The following is a 17,903-nucleotide window of genomic DNA, read 5'->3' on the forward strand; positions in this document are numbered from 1 at the left end:
TTGCTATGCTTTAAATAGGAGAACGCGCATTCGCGCCGAGGGCTCGCAGCCTTTTTGCCATACAAAGCACTGCATGATCCTTGCTGAGTACCGTGCATTGGTGCGCGACCGCCAGGTCAATAAAACGCTGGTCATCCGGGTCCTTGCAAGTCACCGGGGCCTTGTCTGCCACCGCCACGGTGTGTACCAGCGCATCGCGCGCGGCCAGCACCGCCTCGGGCAGCAGGGCATAAAACGCCAGCCGTTTGGCGATTTGCGGGTACGCCAAAACCCGCTCAAGCTCATCCCGCATGGGCGGAGTGGCGATCCACCGCAGCGCGCCTGTGCTCAAAGCGGTTTGCAAGGGCTGGGTAAGCGGGTCTTTAAACACCAACAAATCGAGGACGATGTTGGTGTCGAGCACAATGCCCGGCGCCATCTCAGGCATCAGCAGGCGGAGTCGCAGGCTTGGCAAGCCGGCCCTTGACCATGTCGAACTTGAACAGACGGCACTCCAGCGGGCCGTTCCACATCGGCACCCGGCGCGACTCTTTAAGACGCATTTTGCTGGGCAGCTTGAGATCGGGGGTGAGCATCCAAGCGGTCCAGCCGCTGTAATTTTTCTTCCAGTGGCTAGCCAGCTGGTTGAAAAAGTCGACACCATCGTCAGCCTCAGCGAGTTCGCGAGCGCCGAAACGGGCACCTTCGCCTTCGCCGGCCACGCCGCCAATGCCGATACGTTCACCATAGGGCGGATTGATCAACATCACGCCGCCACCGGTGTCGCTTACCTCAATAGGGGGCATGCGCTGCAAGGCATCACCGCCACGGAACTCGATCACATCAGCCACGCCCGCGCGCTGCGCATTGCGCTCGGCAAAGTCGACCATGCGGAAGGACACATCGCTGCCATAAATCAGGGCTTTTTGGCCCGGCTCCGGCTTCATTACTGCCTCTGCCGCTTCTTTTTTCATAGCAGCCCACTCCTCCGAGCGGAAGGGCTTGTACTTCTCGAACGCAAAACGGCGCAGCGAGCCAGCTGCAATGTTGCAGGCAATCTGGGCCGCTTCAATGACCACCGTGCCGCTACCGCAGCAGGGGTCGTAGAGGGGTAACAAATCGGCGTCGCCCGAGGCCCAGCCGCTGGCCGCGATCATGGCGGCCGCGAGGGTTTCTTTGAGCGGCGCATCGCCCTTGTCTTCGCGCCAGCCGCGCTTGAACAGGGGCTCACCCGAGGTGTCGATATAGAGCGAACAGCTGTCGGTGGTCAGGTGGGCGAAGATCCGCACATCAGGCCACTGGGTGTTCACATCCGGGCGCACGCCGCCCGCCACTTCGCGGAAGCGGTCGCAGACTGCGTCTTTCACCTTCAAGGCAGCAAAGTTCAACGAGGTCAAGGGGCTGTGCTGCGCTGTAACCTCGACCTTGATGCTTTCGCGCGGCGTGAACCAGCGCTCCCAGGCCACTTGCATGGCGGCGCGGTACAAGTCCTGCTCGCTGCGGTACTCGGTGTACGACACCAAAACCAGCACCCGTTGGGCCAAGCGGCTATACAGGTTAAGCAGCATCGCATGCTCAAATCCGGTGCGCACGGCTACGCCGCCGCGCTGCTTGGTGATGCAGCCCGGGGGCAGACCGGTGATCTGCAAAATTTCGGGGGCAAGGTAGTCCTCCACGCCGGCAGCGCAGGGGAGAAAAAGAGTCAATTGGTTCATAGCGCTTTGCGGAGTGAGGCGGGAGCAATCTTCAGCCCCTCGCGGTATTTGGCCACGGTGCGCCGGGCGCATTCAATGCCCTGCTCTTTGAGCATGTCGGAAATCTGGTTATCGCTCAAGGGCTTTTTGGGGCTCTCGGAGGCAATAAATTGCTTGATCAGCGCCCGCACTGCGGTGCTGGACGCATTGCCACCGCTTTCGGTGCCCAGACCGGAGCCGAAAAAGTATTTCAGCTCAAAGGTGCCGAACGGCGTGGCCATGTACTTGGCGGTCGTGACACGGCTGATGGTGGACTCATGCAGGCCCAGCTCATCAGCGATTTCACGGAGCACCAGAGGGCGCATGGCCAGCTCACCGTGGGTGAAGAAATTCTTTTGTCGCTCGACGATGGCGGTGCTGACCCGCAAAATCGTGTCGAAACGCTGCTGGATGTTTTTGATGAACCAACGCGCCTCTTGGAGCCGCTGCTGCAGACCGGCGTGGCTGGAGCTGGCTTTATGGTTGCGCAGCACATTGGCGTAGATGTCGTGCACCTTGAGGCGCGGCATCACATCGGGGTTAAGCTGCACGCGGAACTTGGCAGCACCACCGACCCTGCCAATGGATACGACCAGTACATCGGGCACCACGATGTTGCGCTCAACATCTACAAAACGGCGACCGGGCTTGGGCTCCAGGCGGGCAATCAGGGCAATGGCTTCGCGCACCAGTGCGTCGCTCCCCACGCCGGCCTGCACAAGGCGCTTGATGTCCCGGCGGGCCAACAACTCCATGGGCTGTTGGCAAATCGCCAACGCCACCTGCAGCACCTCGATACGGGCCCATTCGCCATCGTCATCCGCGGTTTGCAACAGGGCTTGGATCTGCAAGCGCAAGCACTCACCTAGGTCACGCGCGCCCACCCCGACCGGCTCCAGGCTGTGCAACAAGCCCCGTGCGACGGTGAAGTGGTGCACCAGTTCGTGGAGCTGCTCTTCATCACCGGGGTGCAGGCTTTGGGCCAATTCAGCCAGCGACTCCTCCAGGTAACCGTCGTCGTTCAGGGACTCGATCAAAAACCGCAGGGCCGCTGCATCCTCAGGGCTCAGGCGCAAACCTGCCGCCTGCCGGTGCAAAAAATTTTGCAAAGACTCACCCGAACGCGCCAGTTCGGTGGCGTCTTTCTGCTCGTCGTCGTCGAGGTTGTTAGCTTTGGCCTTCGCGTCAACGCCCCATTCGCCATCGTCCGGGGTCATTTCGGTCGTGCCGTCGCCCTCCCAGCTAGGCTCGTCGCTGCCAGACAAGGGCGAAGATTCTTCCTCATTGGAGCTGCTAGCGCTCGTACTGCTTGCGTATTCAGCTACTGAATTGATAGCAAAATCAGGCTCTTGCTCGCTCAGGCGATCGCCCTCGCTCACGGTGGTATCGACCGTATCGAGCCCGAAGTCCTCGCGTTCGGCACGCTCTTCGGTCAGCTCCAGAAACGGGTTTTCATCCAGCATTTGCTCCACTTCCTGGCTGAGCTCCAGGGTGGAGAGCTGCAACAGGCGAATGGATTGTTGCAGCTGGGGCGTGAGTGCCAGGTGCTGCGAAACTCGGAGCGAGAGACCTTGTTTCATCTACATCTTGAAATGTTCACCGAGGTACACCCGGCGCACATCGGCGTTATTCACGATCTCTGAGGGCGTGCCCTCTGCCAGCACATGCCCGTCGCTGATGATGTACGCGTGGTCGCAAATACCGAGAGTCTCACGCACGTTGTGGTCGGTAATCAGCACACCGATACCGCGGGCCTTCAGAAAGTTGATGATGCGTTGGATCTCGATCACCGCAATGGGATCGATACCCGCAAAGGGCTCATCCAACAAAATGAAGCGGGGCCGGGTCGCCAACGCCCGAGCGATCTCCACACGGCGTCGCTCCCCTCCGGACAAAGCCAGCGAGGGCGATTCCCGCAAATGCTCCACCCGGAGCTCCTGCAGCAAATCAGTCAGCCGGCGTTCGATTTCATCGGACTTCAAAGGCGCTCCGGCATCGTCGCGTTGCAGCTCCAGTACAGCGCGCACGTTGTCTTCCACATTGAGCTTGCGGAAGATGGAGGCTTCTTGCGGCAAGTAACCCAAGCCGAGGCGGGCACGGCGGTGAATCGGCATGTGCTCAATGCTTTGGCCGTCGATGGTGATATCTCCGGCACTAGCCCGTAGCAAACCCACGATCATGTAAAACGAGGTGGTTTTACCCGCGCCATTGGGGCCCAGCAAACCCACGACCTCGCCCGTGCGAACCGCCAGCGACACATCTTTCACGACCTGGCGTTTGCCATAGTACTTTTGCAGATGGCGGGCTTCGAGCCGCCCGGCACCGCTGTCCGGGGTGTCTTTGACGAGGTCGTTCACTGGCCGACCTTCTCGATTTGGGGCGTTACTTTGAGTTCGGCACCACTGGCAGCCGGCGCCGCAGTGCCCCGCTCGGGCTTAGGTGTCAACATGGCACGCACTCGCCCTGCAGGGGCTGCGGCGGTCTTCGGCGCCCCATCAACCGTGAAACGATCCGTCAGGTTTTCATAGAGGATGACCGCACCGGTCACTTCGTCCGCCAAGGTGGTACCACGCAAGCGGCGCATCTGGGCTTTTTTGACAAAGCGCACAGTGTCGGCTTTGCCGTCGTATTCGATCGTATCGCCCTCGCCCTCGATGTACTCATCGATGCCGTCGCGCTTCTGGCGAAAAAAGGCCTGCTTGTCCGGTGAGCCTGTCACCAAGCCGAACTGGTAGCCCTCGGGGTCCTGGCGAACCTCGATCTGGCTCCCCCGGATCAGGATGCTCCCCTTGGTGAGAATCACATTGCCCGTGAAGATGCTGACTTGTTTAAGGTCGTCGTAGCGCAAAGCGTCGGACTCCACATTCATGGGCTTGTTGCGGTCCGCTTTTTCGGCGCGAACGCTGCCCACAAGGCCCGACAAGACCAGCAGAACCGACAGGGACAACACAGTTTTTTTCATAGGGGCACGAAACTTGCTCGAAAAGCGCTCGGCTCATTGTACCGAGCACTTCACACCCCCTGACCCCGCAGCACTCAGCCGTCTGCGTTAATTTTGTGGATCAGTGCTTGCAGCACGTCGGCGGCCTGGGCGTTATCCACTTGGCAGGTGCCGGCATTGGCATGGCCGCCGCCGCCGTAGCTCAGCATCAATTCGCCAACATGGGTTTTGGAGCTGCGGTTGGTGATCGATTTACCGGTCGCAAACACCGTGTTTTGCTTTTGCAGACCCCACAGCACGTGGATGGAAATATTGGTGTCCGGGAACAAGGCATACACCATGAACCGGTTGACTGCGTAAATGGTGTCCTCGTTGCGCAAGTCCAGCACCAGCAGATTGCCGTGCACGGTAGAGCAGCGCAAGAGCTGCTCCTTGGCTTTGGCCGCATGCTCAAAATAGAGCTCGACCCGCTCGACCACGTCCGGCAGCTGCAGGATCTGCTCGATACCGTGGTGACGGCAATACTGGATCAAATCCATCATCAGCTGGTAATTGCTGACCCGGAACTCGCGGAATCGGCCGAGGCCGGTACGCGAATCCATCAGGTAATTCAGCAGCACCCAGCCTGTGGGATTCATGATTTCATCGTGGCTGAAGCGGGCAGAGTCGCCTTTGTCCACCGCCTCCATCATGTCGTGGAAGCGTGCCGGGAAGCGGCTGGCACCACCATAGTGGTCATAGACCACGCGAGCCGCAGAATCGGCATGCGGCAGGATGATGTGATTGGGCCGCTCGCCGGTGTTGCGCAGCGTCTCGGACTCGTGGTGATCAAACGCCAAGTACACGCCCGGCACGTAGGGCAGGTTGGTCGTGATGTCGCGGTCGGAGACCTCGATCTTGCCGTCCTGCATGTCCTTGGGGTGGACGAACTTGATGTCGTCGATCAAGTCCAATTCGTTGAGGAGAACGGCGCACACCAAGCCATCGAAATCGCTACGGGTGACCAAACGGAACTTCTGGCTAGACATACGACAGACTCCTCGACGGTGAATAAAAAAGTCATTCTAGCCCCGCACCTGAGGCCAAGGGCCACAGGTTCGCCCAGTGCAGGGCTGGGGTATTAGCCGCGTCCTGCGCGCTGGTCGGCGATCAATGCATCGACCACTTGCAAGGCCCGCTGCATGTTGCCGGCCATGGAGCCGTCGGTATAAAAACGCCCCGCCACACCGAGGGCCGGCACGCCTTCCACCTTGTAGGCGTTTTGTAATTGCAGTGCCTTGCCGGCCTTGGTTGCGACGGTGAATGAGTTGTACTGCGCGACAAACTGCTCGCGGTTCACGCCCTGTTGGCTGATCCACTCCACGATGGCCTCAGGCCGCGCCAGGTTTTGCTTTTCCACATGGATGGCGGCAAACACTTTGGCGTGGAGTTTGGGCACCAGGCCCATGGCCTCGAGTGTGTAAAACAAGCGCTGCTGGGGAACAAAGCTTTCCTGGAAAGCAATCGGCGCACGACGGAACGACACGTCTTTGGGAAGATTTTTGGTCCAGGCCTGCAACGCCGGCTCAAACGCGTTGCAGTGCGGGCAGTTGTACCAAAAGAACTCCACAACCTCGATCTTTCCAGCGGGCGCTTCGACCGGCGCGCGGGGATCTACCACCTGATAGTCGGTACCGGCCTCTGGCTTTTTCGCCTGGGCTTGGGCCAAAGAAGACCAAGTGCCGGCGGCGCTCAAAGCGGCGCTAGCGGCGACATGGGTAAATGCACGACGTTTCATATCAAAAAGACTCCATAGAGGCGCTGTGTGAGCAAGCACTGCGCTCAAAGTTCCCGCTCGGGCTCAGCGCTGTACGCGCACCAGCGCTGTTTCCAAACCGGCTTTGTCCATCTTTTCCTTGGCCTTGTCCGCATCCTCTTTCTTCTCGAAAGGACCGACCCGGACCCGGAACACCGGTTTGCCCGATAGCTCGCGCTCAGAAATTTTGGTTTCAATGCCGCTCAAGGAAAGCTTGGCACGCTGGCTTTCTGCATCCTCGGCCGTACGAAACGAGCCCACCTGCACCCAGAAAGAAAACACCTCCGACTCCGAAGCCGCGACCTTGGCCTTTGCCAGATCACCCAAAGGATCGGCAGAGGCTTTGGGGTCTGCTTTGGCATCCGGCTTAGCGGCTGTTTTGGCGTCCGCTTTCGTGTCCGCCTTGGTATCCGTCTTCGCCTCTGACTTTGCATCGGATTTGGTATCCGTTTTAGCGTCGGCAGCCGGCGACTTCGCCTCCGTAACTTTGCTCGGTGCACTTGGGCTCGATGCAGACAGTCCGGGCACGCTGGTAGCAGGCACAGCCCCAGCCGGGTTTTTGCCATACATCGGCGCATTCGGGTCCCAGTTTTTGTTCTTCTGGGTCTCGGCAGCATCCTGGTCGGCGCTGCGGCTGTTGCTCTTGTTCATGAAAGGCACGGGCACCTTGGTGACGTAAACCGCCACCGCCAGCGCTGCGCCCAAGCCCACCACCACGCCTACGATGAACCCGACCAGGGTTCCGCCACGCTCGTTCTTCATGCCTTGCTTTCTCAGAGAAATTACATCTTCTGCGGAGCGCTCACGCCCAGCACCGCCAAGCCATTGTGCAGCACCTGCGCGGTCGCAGCGACCAACGCCAAGCGCGCGAGTTTGACCGTCTCGTCATCCACCAGAATGCGTTCGGCATCGTAGTAGCTGTGGTAGCTGGCTGCCAATTCGCGCAGGTAGAAAGTCACATCATGCGGCGCCTCACCCTCGGTAGCGGCGGTCAGCATTTCAGGGAATTTGGCCAACAGCAGCATCAGGGCCTGGGCTTGCGGGCTCTCTAGGGCTGACAGGTCAACCCCCTTGAGCAAGGCCACATCGCCGCCCCAGCTCGCCAGCACCGAGCAGATGCGCGCATGGGCGTACTGCACGTAGTAGACGGGGTTGTCGTTGTTTTTGGCCACTGCCAAATCCACATCGAAGGTGTATTCGGTGTCCGGCTTGCGGCTCAGCAGGAAGAAGCGCACTGCGTCTTTGCTGGTCCACTCAATCAGGTCGCGCAGCGTCACATAGCTGCCTGCGCGCTTGCTGATCTTGACCTCTTCACCGCCCTTGACCACGCGCACCATGGTGTGCAACACGTAGTCGGGGTAGCCTTGGGGAATGCCCACATCGGCCGCTTGCAGGCCGGCGCGCACCCGGGCAATCGTACCGTGATGGTCGGTACCCTGGATGTTCACTACTTTGCTGAAACCACGCTCCCACTTGGCAATGTGGTACGCCACATCGGGCACGAAGTAGGTGTAAGTGCCATCCTTCTTGCGCATGACGCGGTCTTTGTCGTCACCGTAGTCAGTGCTCCGGAGCCACAGCGCGCCGTCCTGCTCATAAGTTTTGCCGTTGGCCACCAGCTTGTTCACCGCCGCTTCGACACGGCCGCTGGTGTAGAGGCTGGACTCGAGGTAGTACTGGTCAAAGTGAAGGTTGAAGGCCTGCAAATCTTTATCTTGCTCATTGCGCAAGTAGGCCACTGCAAACTGGCGGATGTTGTCGTAATCGTCCACATCACCATTGGCGGTGAACTCGCGGTCATCCGCTTTCACGGTCGCACAGGCCAAGAAGTCGTTGGCAATCTCCTGGATGTAATCGCCGTTGTAGAAAGCCTTGCTCTCGGGGTTGTCGGGGTCGGTGGGCCAGCAGGCGTCGCCGGGCTTGAAGCCCTTGGCGCGCAATTGGGTGCTCTTGGTGAGCGTCTCGATCTGCACACCGGCGTCGTTGTAATAAAACTCGCGGTGCACCTTGTAGCCTTGGGTGGCAAACAGATTGCAAATGGCGTCGCCCAGCGCCGCCTGGCGACCGTGGCCCACGTGCAGCGGACCGGTCGGGTTCGCCGACACAAACTCGACCAGCACCGGCTTGCCGCTGTCCGCCTGGTAGCCAAAGCGCAAGCCTTGGCCCAGTACCTCGCGCACCGCTTCCTGCTTGGCAGCAGGCTTCAGGCGAATGTTGATAAAGCCGGGGCCGGCAATTTCAACGTCTTGCACCCACTGTTGGTACACCGGCGTGGCCAGCAGCTCGGTGCGGAGGATCTCGGCGAGCTGGCGTGGGTTCATCTTGAGCGGCTTGGCCAATTGCATCGCCGCCGTGGTGGCGAAATCGCCATGGGCCGCCACCTTGGGCGACTCGAAGGCGGCCTTGGGGCCGGCTCCGGGAGAGAGTTTTTCCAGGCAGGCGGCCAGCGCCTGCAGAAGTTCGTGTTTGACAGTAAGCATGCCCAGATTTTACGGGCCCCGAAAAACTGTGATTTCTGTGACTTTGTCCGCCCCTCTGGTCACGGGCAGGCTGTATGCTGGGGGCTCCCATTGAGGGATTTCTGCAACGGCAGCCGCGCTGCCTTTTTAAGGGACACCATATGAAGCAACTGATTTCTTATATCGCTTTGGGTTTGGCTCTGGCCGTAGGCGGCGCGCATGCTGCGGACGAAAAAGCTCCAACAGCCCAGCAAGGCAAGATGAAGACCTGCAATGCCGATGCCAAGACCAAAGACCTCAAGGGCGATGAGCGCAAAGCCTTCATGAAGGACTGCTTAAGCGCCAAACCAGCCATGGCTGAAGGTGGCAAATCCGCGCAGCAAAACAAAATGAAGACCTGCAATGCAGACGCCAAGACCAAAGACCTGAAGGGCGATGACCGCAAGAAGTTCATGAGCGAGTGCCTGAGCGCCAAGTAAGCCACCCCGCATCGCTGCACCCAAGGCCCGGCGGCATCACTGCCCGGGCCTTTTTTACAGCCCGACGCTGAGCAAAACGCCCACAAACACTGAAAAGCCTACCCAGTGGTTCAAACGGAAGGCTTTGAAACAGCCTTCCCGTGATCGGTCGCGGATCAGCGTGCCATGCCAAACCACTTGCACCGCGGCCCCGGCAACACCCAGCCACCACCCCCACTCAGCGCCCAGCTCAGGCAACACCAACCACGACCAGAGGGCCAGGTAGGCCACGTAAAACGCCATGACGGCGGGCACATCCCAGTGCCCCAGCGTGATGGCAGAGGTTTTCATACCAATATGCAGGTCATCGTCCCGGTCCACCATGGCGTATTCGGTGTCATAGGCCAGCACCCAAAACAGATTCCCCACCAACAGCGCCCAAGCCTGCCATGGAATGTCGCCCCTTACGGCCGCATACGCCATGGGTATGCCAAAGCTAAACGCCACGCCCAGCACCGCCTGCGGCATCGAGACATAACGCTTGGCATAGGGGTAGACCAAGGCCACCGCCAGCGCGGCGAAGGACCACGCAATCGTGACGGAATTGGTCGTCAGCACCAAGCCGAAAGCGGCGAGAGCCAGCACGCCACCGACGGCCAAAGCCTCGCGGCTCGAAATACGGCCACTGGTCACCGGGCGCTGGGCGGTGCGCTTGACGTGCTTGTCAAACTCCCGGTCTGCCACGTCGTTCACGCAGCAGCCGGCGCTGCGCATCAAGATCGTGCCCAAGGTGAACACCACCACTAAATGCCAGCCCGGAAACCCGCCTTGGGCCAACCACAGGGCAGACAAGGTGGGCCACAAGAGAAGCAGCCATCCGGCAGGCCGGTTCCAACGGATCAGGTCGAGATAAAGAGAGAGTTTTGCGCGCACTTATTTACTATTAAATTTATAGCTACTCGCGCACATCATGCGCGGGCTAGCGTTGATTTTTATTAAAAATTATGACAACCGAGTCACACCCGGCAGCTCACAACTGTAGATGGCATTGCGCAGAGCGGCGATAGCCTCGTACCGGGTAAAGCTGCGCCGCCAGGCCAACACCACGCGGCGCATGGGGGGCGGCAACGGGCTGCCATCGGGCTTGGCATCGAGGACCGGCAGGTATTTAACGAACCCGGGCTCTGCACCGCGCTTTTTGGGCTCCAGCGCCTCTTTGGGCACACTCAGGCGGGGCACCAGTGTCATCCCCATGCCGGCAGCCACCATGTGCTTGATGGTCTCCAGCGACGAGCCTTCAAAACTCTTGCGGATACCCTCCGCATCGCTCGAGAACCTGGCGAATTCAGGGCACACCTCCAGCACGTGGTCGCGAAAGCAATGGCCATTGCCCAGCAGCAGCATGGTTTCGCTTTTGAGTTGCTCCGCCGTGACCGAGCTTTGCTTCGCCAGTGCATGCCCAGCCGGTACCGCCGCATAGAAAGGCTCGTCATACAGCGGCGCCAACGCCAAGCCGGTGTCAGGAAAAGGCTCGGCCAGAATGGCGCAGTCGATCTCTCCGGTGCGTAGCATCTCGAGCAGCTTCACCGTGAAGTTCTCCTGTAGCACCAGCGGCATTTGGGGGCTCTTGGTGATGACTTGCCGCACCAAAGCCGGCAGCAGGTAAGGCGCAATCGTGTAAATCACCCCCAATTTGAGGGGGCCAGCCAAGGGGTCTTTGCCACGTTTGGCGATGTCTTTGATGTTGGCGGCCTGCTCCAGCACACTCTGGGCCTGCCGGACAATTTCTTCGCCCAGCGGGGTCACCGTCACCTCATTGGCACTGCGCTCAAACAGCTTGCAGTCCAGCTCCTCTTCGAGCTTTTTGACCGCTACGGAGAGCGTTGGCTGGGAGACAAAGCAGGCGTCCGCTGCCTTGCCGAAATGGCGCTCACGGGCCACCGCCACAATGTATTTCAGTTCTGTCAGCGTCATACCGTCGGCTCCTAATCGTCAACCATGATGCCACGGTCGATAGTCTGAATCAATGCCGCCCCTCAATGCGCATGGCCCTTGGGTTCGATGATGACCAACGCAATACCGCAGACCAAGAGACCCGCGCCGCTCCAAAACGCGGCGTCCGGCGTCTCTGCAAAAAACATCGCGCCCAGCGCCGGGCTGAACAACAGCAAAGAAAAACTACCCGCCTCCACCGCCGACGCATCGCCCGCCCGGTAGGCGAAAAAATAGCCGAGGTAAATCCCCGCCGCAGCCATGCCCACCACCGGCAACAAGGGCCACAAATTTGCAGGCACTATGGGGAGTGCAAAGCCGGTAAAGAGCCCAAAGGTGAGCCAACACGCCACCTGGCTCCAAGTCAGCACCGCGATCGGGTGCTCGGTGCCCGAGTATTTTTTCAAGACGATGCCCAGCATCGACTCCATCAGCGCCCCCAGCAAAGCCACCAATGCCGCCGGATGAAAGGCACCCCCACCCGGCTGCAAAATCACCAGCACCCCGCCGAAGCCCACCGCCACGCCAGTCCAGCGCAGCCAATGCGGCTTCTCCCCCAAAAAGAACACCCCCAAAGGCAACATAAAGAGAGAGCCGGTCATTAAAAAGGCACTCGCCTCCGCCAGCGGCAAATGCGAGACCGCGTAGGCCGCGCACCAAGCCGACGTGACGATGAAGCCCGCCCGCAGCACATGAATCAGGGGTTTGCTGGTGCGCACGACTCGCCCCTTTGTCGCCACCCACACCGGCATCAGCATGCACAAGACGATGGACGCTTGCAAAAACAACACCTGCTTGGGCACCAGCCCTTGGGCCATGAGTTGCTTGTTGCAGGCGTCCAGGACAGACCAGCACAACATCGCCATGATGACCAGCAACACCCCACGGGTATTGCCCTGCAGCGCTTGCCAGCGCCTAACCATTGTTTGAACCATAGTGTGCGATCAGCCCACCGACATCAGGTCGTGGCGGGCACCATTTTTTTGAGGCTGTCGCGCAGAATTTCCATCCGCTCTTTCCAGGCGCGGCGTACATCGGGCGGCGTGTTTTTGAGCACCCGGAAGGAATGGGGATCGGGATGCCCCTCGACGTCCAGCACATTGATTTCAAGCTCACCGCCCAAAGAGGTTACGGTGGCACCCCGCAGCGTCGTGTGCGCCGTCTGCTTACCCGAGTGCAAGGTGATGCGGCCTGTCGCGTCGAGGTCAATAAACCACTCGATCCCGCCCTTGCCGTCCAGACCCACTTCACTGGTGGTCCCGGTAAAGCCCGCCACACGCCGCCATTGGGCAATTTGCTCGTCGGGGGTCATGGCATTGACCTTGCCCTTGGCCTTGAGTGCTGCCTTGGCCGCAGCCGCCTCCTCGGCCTCGCGCTTGGCGGCCTCTTCCGCATCCAGTCGCGCTTGGCGCTGATGCTCGAGGCGCTCTACCCAGAGCTGGATTTGCTTGGCAAAGGTGACGAATTCGTCCGCAACCTTGCTCGGCAAGGGCGCCAGGCGCAGCTCAGCATCCTCTTCGGTTGCCAGAAATGCCAGGCTGTGCCAGCCGGAGGGCTCGGTCGCTTCCTGACCCGACTTGGGGTTGCTAAGGGTGCGCACCATACGGGAGAGTTCGATGCGCAGGCCCAGCGCATCAAAGGTCACATCCAGCGCGCCCTGTTTTTCCATCTCAGCCTGGCCTTCGCGTGCCTTCTGGTGGTAGGTGGCTTTGCGCGCCTTGACCCGTATCTTGCCCGCCCGACGCAGCATGTCGACGCTGAACTCATGGGCCTCGAAGCGCTGGCCTCCGGGGATTTTGGTGACCGCGGTGCGCATCCAAAAGGCCTGTAACTCGGCATAGAGGTAAGCCGCGATCGACAGCACGAAGATCGCCCCCACACTCCACAAGATCCAATCCATTTGTCCACTCATGCAGCGATGTTAACGGGCCACGATGACGCAAAGCCCGATCAGGCCTTGAGAAACTCAGCCTTGCCACCCAACCAGCGGGCCACGTGCTTGGCCGCAAGATGGGGATAGGTGTCGAGCAGCATGGGCGCCTCGGCCTTGGCCCACTCCAACAAATCCACATCGACCGAGAGATCAGCAAACCGCAGCATGGCCTCGCCGCTCTGCCGGGCGCCCAAAAACTCACCGGGGCCGCGGATCTCCAGGTCGCGGCGGGCGATCTCAAACCCGTCGTTGGTCTCGGCCATGGCCTTCAACCGCTCCCTGGCTGCCTCGCCCAGCCGCGGCGCATCGCCGGTGGAGTACAGCAGCACACAAGCCGATGCCGCAGCGCCCCGTCCGACGCGCCCGCGCAACTGGTGCAACTGGCTGAGGCCGAAACGCTCGGCATGTTCAATCACCATCAGCGAGGCATTGGGTACATCCACACCCACTTCAATGACCGTCGTGCTCACCAGCAGCGACATCAGCCCCGCGGTGAAGGCACCCATGACGGCCTTTTTGTCATCCACATGCATGCGCGAGTGCAGCAGCCCTATCAGCACCGGTTGGCCATCGGCACGGGTGGCACCCTGAAGAGCCTCGGCCAGATCGGCGTGGGTCTGGGTGGCATTGGTCAGGTCCAGCGCCTCGCTCTCCTCGATCAGCGGGCACACCCAGTAGACCTGCCGGCCCTGGCTGATCTGGGCGCGGATGCGCTCAATCACCTCGTCGCGCCGCGCATCGTTCACCACCTTGGTCACGATCGGGGTACGCCCCGGCGGCAGTTCGTCCAGGGTGGAGACATCGAGGTCCGCGTAGTAGCTCATCGCCAGCGTGCGCGGGATGGGCGTCGCCGTCATCATCAGCAAGTGAGGTTCAACCCCCGTTGCTTGCTCACTGCGTGTAGCCGCCTCCCCCCTCAAGGGGGCGGCACCCTGCGGCCCGGCAGAGCCGGTTCCGTGGTGCCCTTGGCTGGCATCCAATTCCGCCTCGCTCACCGTCATCTTTTTGCGCAGGGCCAGGCGTTGCGCCACGCCGAAGCGGTGCTGCTCATCGATGATGGCCAGGGCTAGGTTCTTGAACTTCACCTTGTCCTGGATGATGGCGTGGGTGCCCACCACCAGCTGGGCTTCACCACTTTCGATCAAGGCCAGCATGGCCCTGCGCTCTTTGGCCTTTTGGGTGCCGGTGAGCCAGGCGGTAGTGATGCCCAAGGGCTCCAGCCAGCCCAGCAGTTTGCGGAAGTGCTGCTCCGCCAAGATTTCTGTAGGAGCCATCAGTGCGCACTGCCAGCCCGCGTCCATACAAATAGCTGCGGCCAAGGCGGCGACCACCGTTTTGCCGGCACCCACATCGCCTTGCAGCAAACGGTGCATGGGGATGCGGCGTGCCATGTCCTTGGCAATTTCTTCGCCCACGCGTTGTTGCGCATTCGTCAGGCCAAAGGGCAATGCCGCCAGCAGGCGGGCGTGCAGCGTACCGCCCTCCACCGCCTGCAGCTGCGGGGCCTTGAGCGCCGCCCGCTCGCGCCGGCTTTGCAGCTGGCTGAGTTGCTGGGCCAACAGCTCCTCGGCCTTGAGGCGTTGCCAAGCGGGGTGGCTGTGGTCCATCAGGGTGTCAATGGACACATCCGGCGTGGGGTGATGCAAAAACTGTAGCGCGTCGCGCAGTGTCCACAAGGGCTGCTGGTGGTTTTGATGCTGGCGATGCTGCAGCCACTCCAAGTCCCCGGGGGCAAAGGTGTCGCTCAAATCCGCGCGCGCCAAGCCGGAGAGCACGGCTTTGCGCAGGTAGGCCTGGGGCAAACCCGCCACCGTGGGGTACACCGGTGTGAGCGCGGTCGGCAAATCCCCCCCGGCGGCCTTGAAGCTGGGGTGCAACATGGTGCGCCCCAGAAAGCCGCCCTTCACTTCGCCGCGCACCCGCACCTTGTTGCCCACCGCGAGCGCCTTTTGCTGCGAGCCGTAGAAACTGAAGAAACGCAGGGTGCAGGTGTCGGTGCCGTCATCCACCGTCACGATGAGCTGGCGGCGCGGCCGGTACGTCACCTCTTGGTGCGTGACCGTGGCCTCAATCTGGACCGGGTAGCTGTCGCGAACATCGCTGAGTTTGACGATGCGGGTTTCGTCCTCGTAACGCAGGGGCAGGTGCAAGGCGAGGTCGATATCCCGGCGCAAGCCCAGCTTTTCGAGGGCTTTTTGCGACTCGGTTTTGGGCTTGGCTTCAGGCATGGGCGCATTGTGCCGCACTACACTGGGGTGTTTGCCTGCCAGCGCAGGCTCATCGTCCGAGGAGTACACATGAAACAATGGATTGCACCACTGGCCGTCGTGGCCACCCTGCTGGGCAGCGCTGTCAGCGCCCCCACTTACGCCCAAACCGCGGCCTACCCGTCCAAGCCCATCCGCTTGGTTATTCCCTTCCCGCCTGGAGGCGGCACCGACATCCTGTCCCGCCTGGTCGCCAATAAACTGACCGAAAACTTCCAGTGGACCGTGGTGCCTGACAACAAGGCCGGCGCCGGCGGCACCATCGGCATTGCTGAGGCCATCAAGGCGGCACCCACAGGGTATGACATGGTTATGGGCCAGAAAGACAACCTGGTCGTGGCCCCCTGGCTCTACGGCAATCTGCCCTGGGACCCGACCAAAGACCTGGTGCCCGTGGCCCACGTGGCCTATACGCCGGTGGTGATTGCCACCGCCGCCAACTCCAAGTTCAAGACGTTGGCGGACGTGGTCGCCGCTGCCAAAGCAGCGCCCGACACCATTACCTACGGCTCGCCCGGTAACGGCACCACTATTCACCTCGCTGGCAACTTGTTCGAAAAGGCTGCCAAGGTCGATATCCGCCACATTCCCTACAAAGGCTCCAATCCCGCGCTAATGGACGCACTGGCCGGGAATGTGGACTTGTTGGTGTCATCCGTGCCCTCGGCCATTGCCCAGATCAAGGCCGGCAAACTGCGCGCACTGGCAGTCACCTCCGCCGCCCGCAGCACTTCATTGCCCGATGTGCCCACCCTGGCCAAGTCCGGCTACAAGGACTTTGATGTGAGCACTTGGTACGGCCTCTTCATGCCCGCCGGCACGCCCGCCAATGTGGTGACGCTGATGAACAGCAAAGTGAACGAGTTGCTCGCCAACCCGGACATCAAGGCGGCCATACACGCACAAGGCGCAGAGCCCCAAGCCATGAAGCAAGAGCAGTTCAGCAACCTGCTCAAATCCGACTACGCCAAATGGAAGGGCATCGTGCAAGCCTCCGGCGCCAAGATCGAATAGACCGGTAGCGACTGCCTGCGCTTTGGCTAGAGCTTGGCCTTTTCTTGCCAATATCAAGGCATGGAAATGGCCACTCCAGACTTTCAAGACGGCTCCACTGCGGGATCGAGTCCGATAAGGAGGGGCTGCTGTGAGGGCATCTCCATATGCACGCCGCTCGCTATTCTGCGGGCGAGGTTTGGCATGGTGGCTGTGGGAAAATAATGGGCTCTCAACCTTGGAACGGGCCTGTCCGGCCCTCAAGCACCATGTCTCTGCTAACTTCTGACGCACAACGCATCTTCGCCCTTAGCGACTTCGACTTTGAACTCCCCGAAGCGCTGATTGCCCAACACCCCGCTACAGAACGCAGTGGCTCCCGATTGCTGGACGGCACGGGTGACACCTCGGTAGACCGCATCTTCAAGGACCTGCCCGGCCTGCTGCGTGCAGGTGACTTGCTGGTGTTCAACGACACCAAGGTCATCAACGCCCGCCTCTTCGGCGAAAAAACGACCGGCGGCAAAGTGGAACTGCTGATTGAACGCGTGCTGGGCGGCAACCAGGTGGCAGCCCACATGCGGGTCAGCAAAAAGCCCGAGGTGGGCGCTACCATCAAGATGATCTGTGCCCCCGGCCAGGAAGACGGCCTCTGCGCCACCCTGCTGGGCCGCTGGCCGAATGTGGACGGGCCGATTTACCGCTTTGTGCTGAGCAACGACAAAGGTGATGACCCCTACACCCTGATGGAGCGACACGGCCATGTGCCCCTGCCGCCCTACATCACCCACAGCGACTCACCGGAGGATGTGCAGCGCTACCAGACGGTGTTTGCCAAAAACCCCGGCGCGGTCGCCGCACCGACAGCCGCCTTGCATTTTGACGAAGGTGTATTTGCACAGCTCGATGCCATGGGCGTACACCGCGCGCATGTAACGCTGCACGTAGGCGCAGGCACCTTCCAGCCAGTCAAAACCGAGAACATTGCCGAACACCAGATGCACAGCGAGTGGTACAACGTGCCCACTGAAACACAAGAAGCCATAGCCGCCGGCAAGGCACGTGGCGGGCGCATCGTGGCAGTGGGCACCACCAGCGTACGCACGCTGGAGAGCTGGGCCAAGACAGGCATCGCCAGTGGCGACACCAACATCTTCATCACCCCCGGCTTTGAGTTCAAGCTGGTCGATGTGCTGGTCACCAACTTCCACCTACCCAAGAGCAGCCTGATGATGCTGGTCAGCGCCTTCACCGGCTACGACCATGTGATGAGCCTGTACCGCGACGCGATTGCGCGCGGCTACCGCTTCTTCAGCTACGGCGACTCCATGCTGCTGAAGCGGAGGTAAGCAC

Annotated in this window: 17 protein-coding genes; 3 read left to right on the forward strand and 14 right to left on the reverse strand. The window is 60.8% G+C overall.

All coding sequences use genetic code 11. The features are described from left to right. Positions 1–10: 10 nt before the first annotated feature. The 9 genes from U5L73_RS00715 to argS all read right to left on the reverse strand — a co-directional run bounded on the left by U5L73_RS00715 (position 11) and on the right by argS (position 8,928). A complete protein-coding gene (locus U5L73_RS00715; protein ID WP_322560565.1) occupies positions 11–427 on the reverse strand; it encodes a putative toxin-antitoxin system toxin component, PIN family in 417 nt (138 codons plus the stop codon). Next, positions 420–1,694 (reverse strand): THUMP domain-containing class I SAM-dependent RNA methyltransferase, encoded by a 1,275-nt coding sequence (locus U5L73_RS00720; RefSeq protein WP_322560566.1) that lies wholly within the window; start codon positions 1,692–1,694, stop codon positions 420–422. Before U5L73_RS00720 ends, U5L73_RS00715 begins: the two co-directional genes overlap by 8 nt. After that, entirely contained in the window at positions 1,691–3,292 is a 1,602-nt protein-coding gene (locus tag U5L73_RS00725) for an RNA polymerase factor sigma-54 (protein ID WP_322560567.1), read from the reverse strand. Before U5L73_RS00725 ends, U5L73_RS00720 begins: the two co-directional genes overlap by 4 nt. After that, positions 3,293–4,069: an LPS export ABC transporter ATP-binding protein gene (lptB, locus tag U5L73_RS00730; RefSeq protein ID WP_322560568.1), complete on the reverse strand. Its 777-nt coding sequence runs from the start codon at positions 4,067–4,069 to the stop codon at positions 3,293–3,295. It abuts the gene before it with no gap. Beyond that, positions 4,066–4,674, reverse strand: a complete 609-nt coding sequence (gene lptA / locus U5L73_RS00735; RefSeq protein WP_322560569.1) for a lipopolysaccharide transport periplasmic protein LptA — start codon at positions 4,672–4,674, stop codon at positions 4,066–4,068. Before lptA ends, lptB begins: the two co-directional genes overlap by 4 nt. Positions 4,675–4,748: 74 nt before the next feature. Continuing rightward, a complete protein-coding gene (locus tag U5L73_RS00740; protein WP_322560570.1) occupies positions 4,749–5,681 on the reverse strand; it encodes an exopolyphosphatase in 933 nt (310 codons plus the stop codon). Positions 5,682–5,773: 92 nt separating this feature from the next. Continuing rightward, positions 5,774–6,430: a thiol:disulfide interchange protein DsbA/DsbL gene (locus U5L73_RS00745; protein WP_322560571.1), complete on the reverse strand. Its 657-nt coding sequence runs from the start codon at positions 6,428–6,430 to the stop codon at positions 5,774–5,776. 63 nt (positions 6,431–6,493) lie between these two features. Further along, positions 6,494–7,210, reverse strand: a complete 717-nt coding sequence (locus tag U5L73_RS00750) for an SPOR domain-containing protein (protein ID WP_322560572.1) — start codon at positions 7,208–7,210, stop codon at positions 6,494–6,496. Between the two features lie 20 nt (positions 7,211–7,230). Beyond that, entirely contained in the window at positions 7,231–8,928 is a 1,698-nt protein-coding gene (gene argS / locus U5L73_RS00755) for an arginine--tRNA ligase (RefSeq protein ID WP_322560573.1), read from the reverse strand. 140 nt (positions 8,929–9,068) lie between these two features. Between argS and U5L73_RS00760 the strand changes: the two genes are divergently transcribed. Next, on the forward strand, positions 9,069–9,386 hold the full coding sequence (locus tag U5L73_RS00760) for a PsiF family protein (protein WP_322560574.1): 318 nt from the start codon (positions 9,069–9,071) through the stop codon (positions 9,384–9,386). A 54-nt stretch (positions 9,387–9,440) separates the two neighbouring features. Here U5L73_RS00760 and ubiA read toward each other — a convergent pair whose 3' ends face one another. The 5 genes from ubiA to recG all read right to left on the reverse strand — a co-directional run bounded on the left by ubiA (position 9,441) and on the right by recG (position 15,518). Next, on the reverse strand, positions 9,441–10,298 hold the full coding sequence (gene ubiA / locus U5L73_RS00765) for a 4-hydroxybenzoate octaprenyltransferase (RefSeq protein ID WP_322560575.1): 858 nt from the start codon (positions 10,296–10,298) through the stop codon (positions 9,441–9,443). Between the two features lie 69 nt (positions 10,299–10,367). Next, the gene (locus U5L73_RS00770) at positions 10,368–11,339 is read right to left on the reverse strand and encodes a LysR substrate-binding domain-containing protein (RefSeq protein ID WP_313881964.1); all 972 of its coding nucleotides are present in this window, start codon (positions 11,337–11,339) and stop codon (positions 10,368–10,370) included. A gap of 62 nt (positions 11,340–11,401) precedes the next feature. Continuing rightward, positions 11,402–12,280, reverse strand: coding sequence for a DMT family transporter (locus tag U5L73_RS00775; protein WP_322560576.1), 879 nt, complete (start codon positions 12,278–12,280; stop codon positions 11,402–11,404). A 35-nt stretch (positions 12,281–12,315) separates the two neighbouring features. Then, a complete protein-coding gene (locus U5L73_RS00780; RefSeq protein WP_322560577.1) occupies positions 12,316–13,257 on the reverse strand; it encodes a hypothetical protein in 942 nt (313 codons plus the stop codon). Between the two features lie 50 nt (positions 13,258–13,307). Beyond that, complete coding sequence (recG, locus tag U5L73_RS00785; protein ID WP_322560578.1) at positions 13,308–15,518, reverse strand: ATP-dependent DNA helicase RecG; 2,211 nt, start codon at positions 15,516–15,518, stop codon at positions 13,308–13,310. A 69-nt stretch (positions 15,519–15,587) separates the two neighbouring features. Between recG and U5L73_RS00790 the strand changes: the two genes are divergently transcribed. Together U5L73_RS00790 and queA are read left to right on the forward strand one after the other, a co-directional pair. Beyond that, on the forward strand, positions 15,588–16,571 hold the full coding sequence (locus U5L73_RS00790; protein ID WP_322560579.1) for a tripartite tricarboxylate transporter substrate binding protein: 984 nt from the start codon (positions 15,588–15,590) through the stop codon (positions 16,569–16,571). Positions 16,572–16,819: 248 nt separating this feature from the next. Then, complete coding sequence (gene queA / locus U5L73_RS00795; RefSeq protein ID WP_322560580.1) at positions 16,820–17,899, forward strand: tRNA preQ1(34) S-adenosylmethionine ribosyltransferase-isomerase QueA; 1,080 nt, start codon at positions 16,820–16,822, stop codon at positions 17,897–17,899. Positions 17,900–17,903 lie beyond the last annotated feature (4 nt).

It is taken from the genome of Rhodoferax sp. (genome assembly GCF_034520025.1).
Lineage (GTDB): Bacteria > Pseudomonadota > Gammaproteobacteria > Burkholderiales > Burkholderiaceae_C > Allorhodoferax.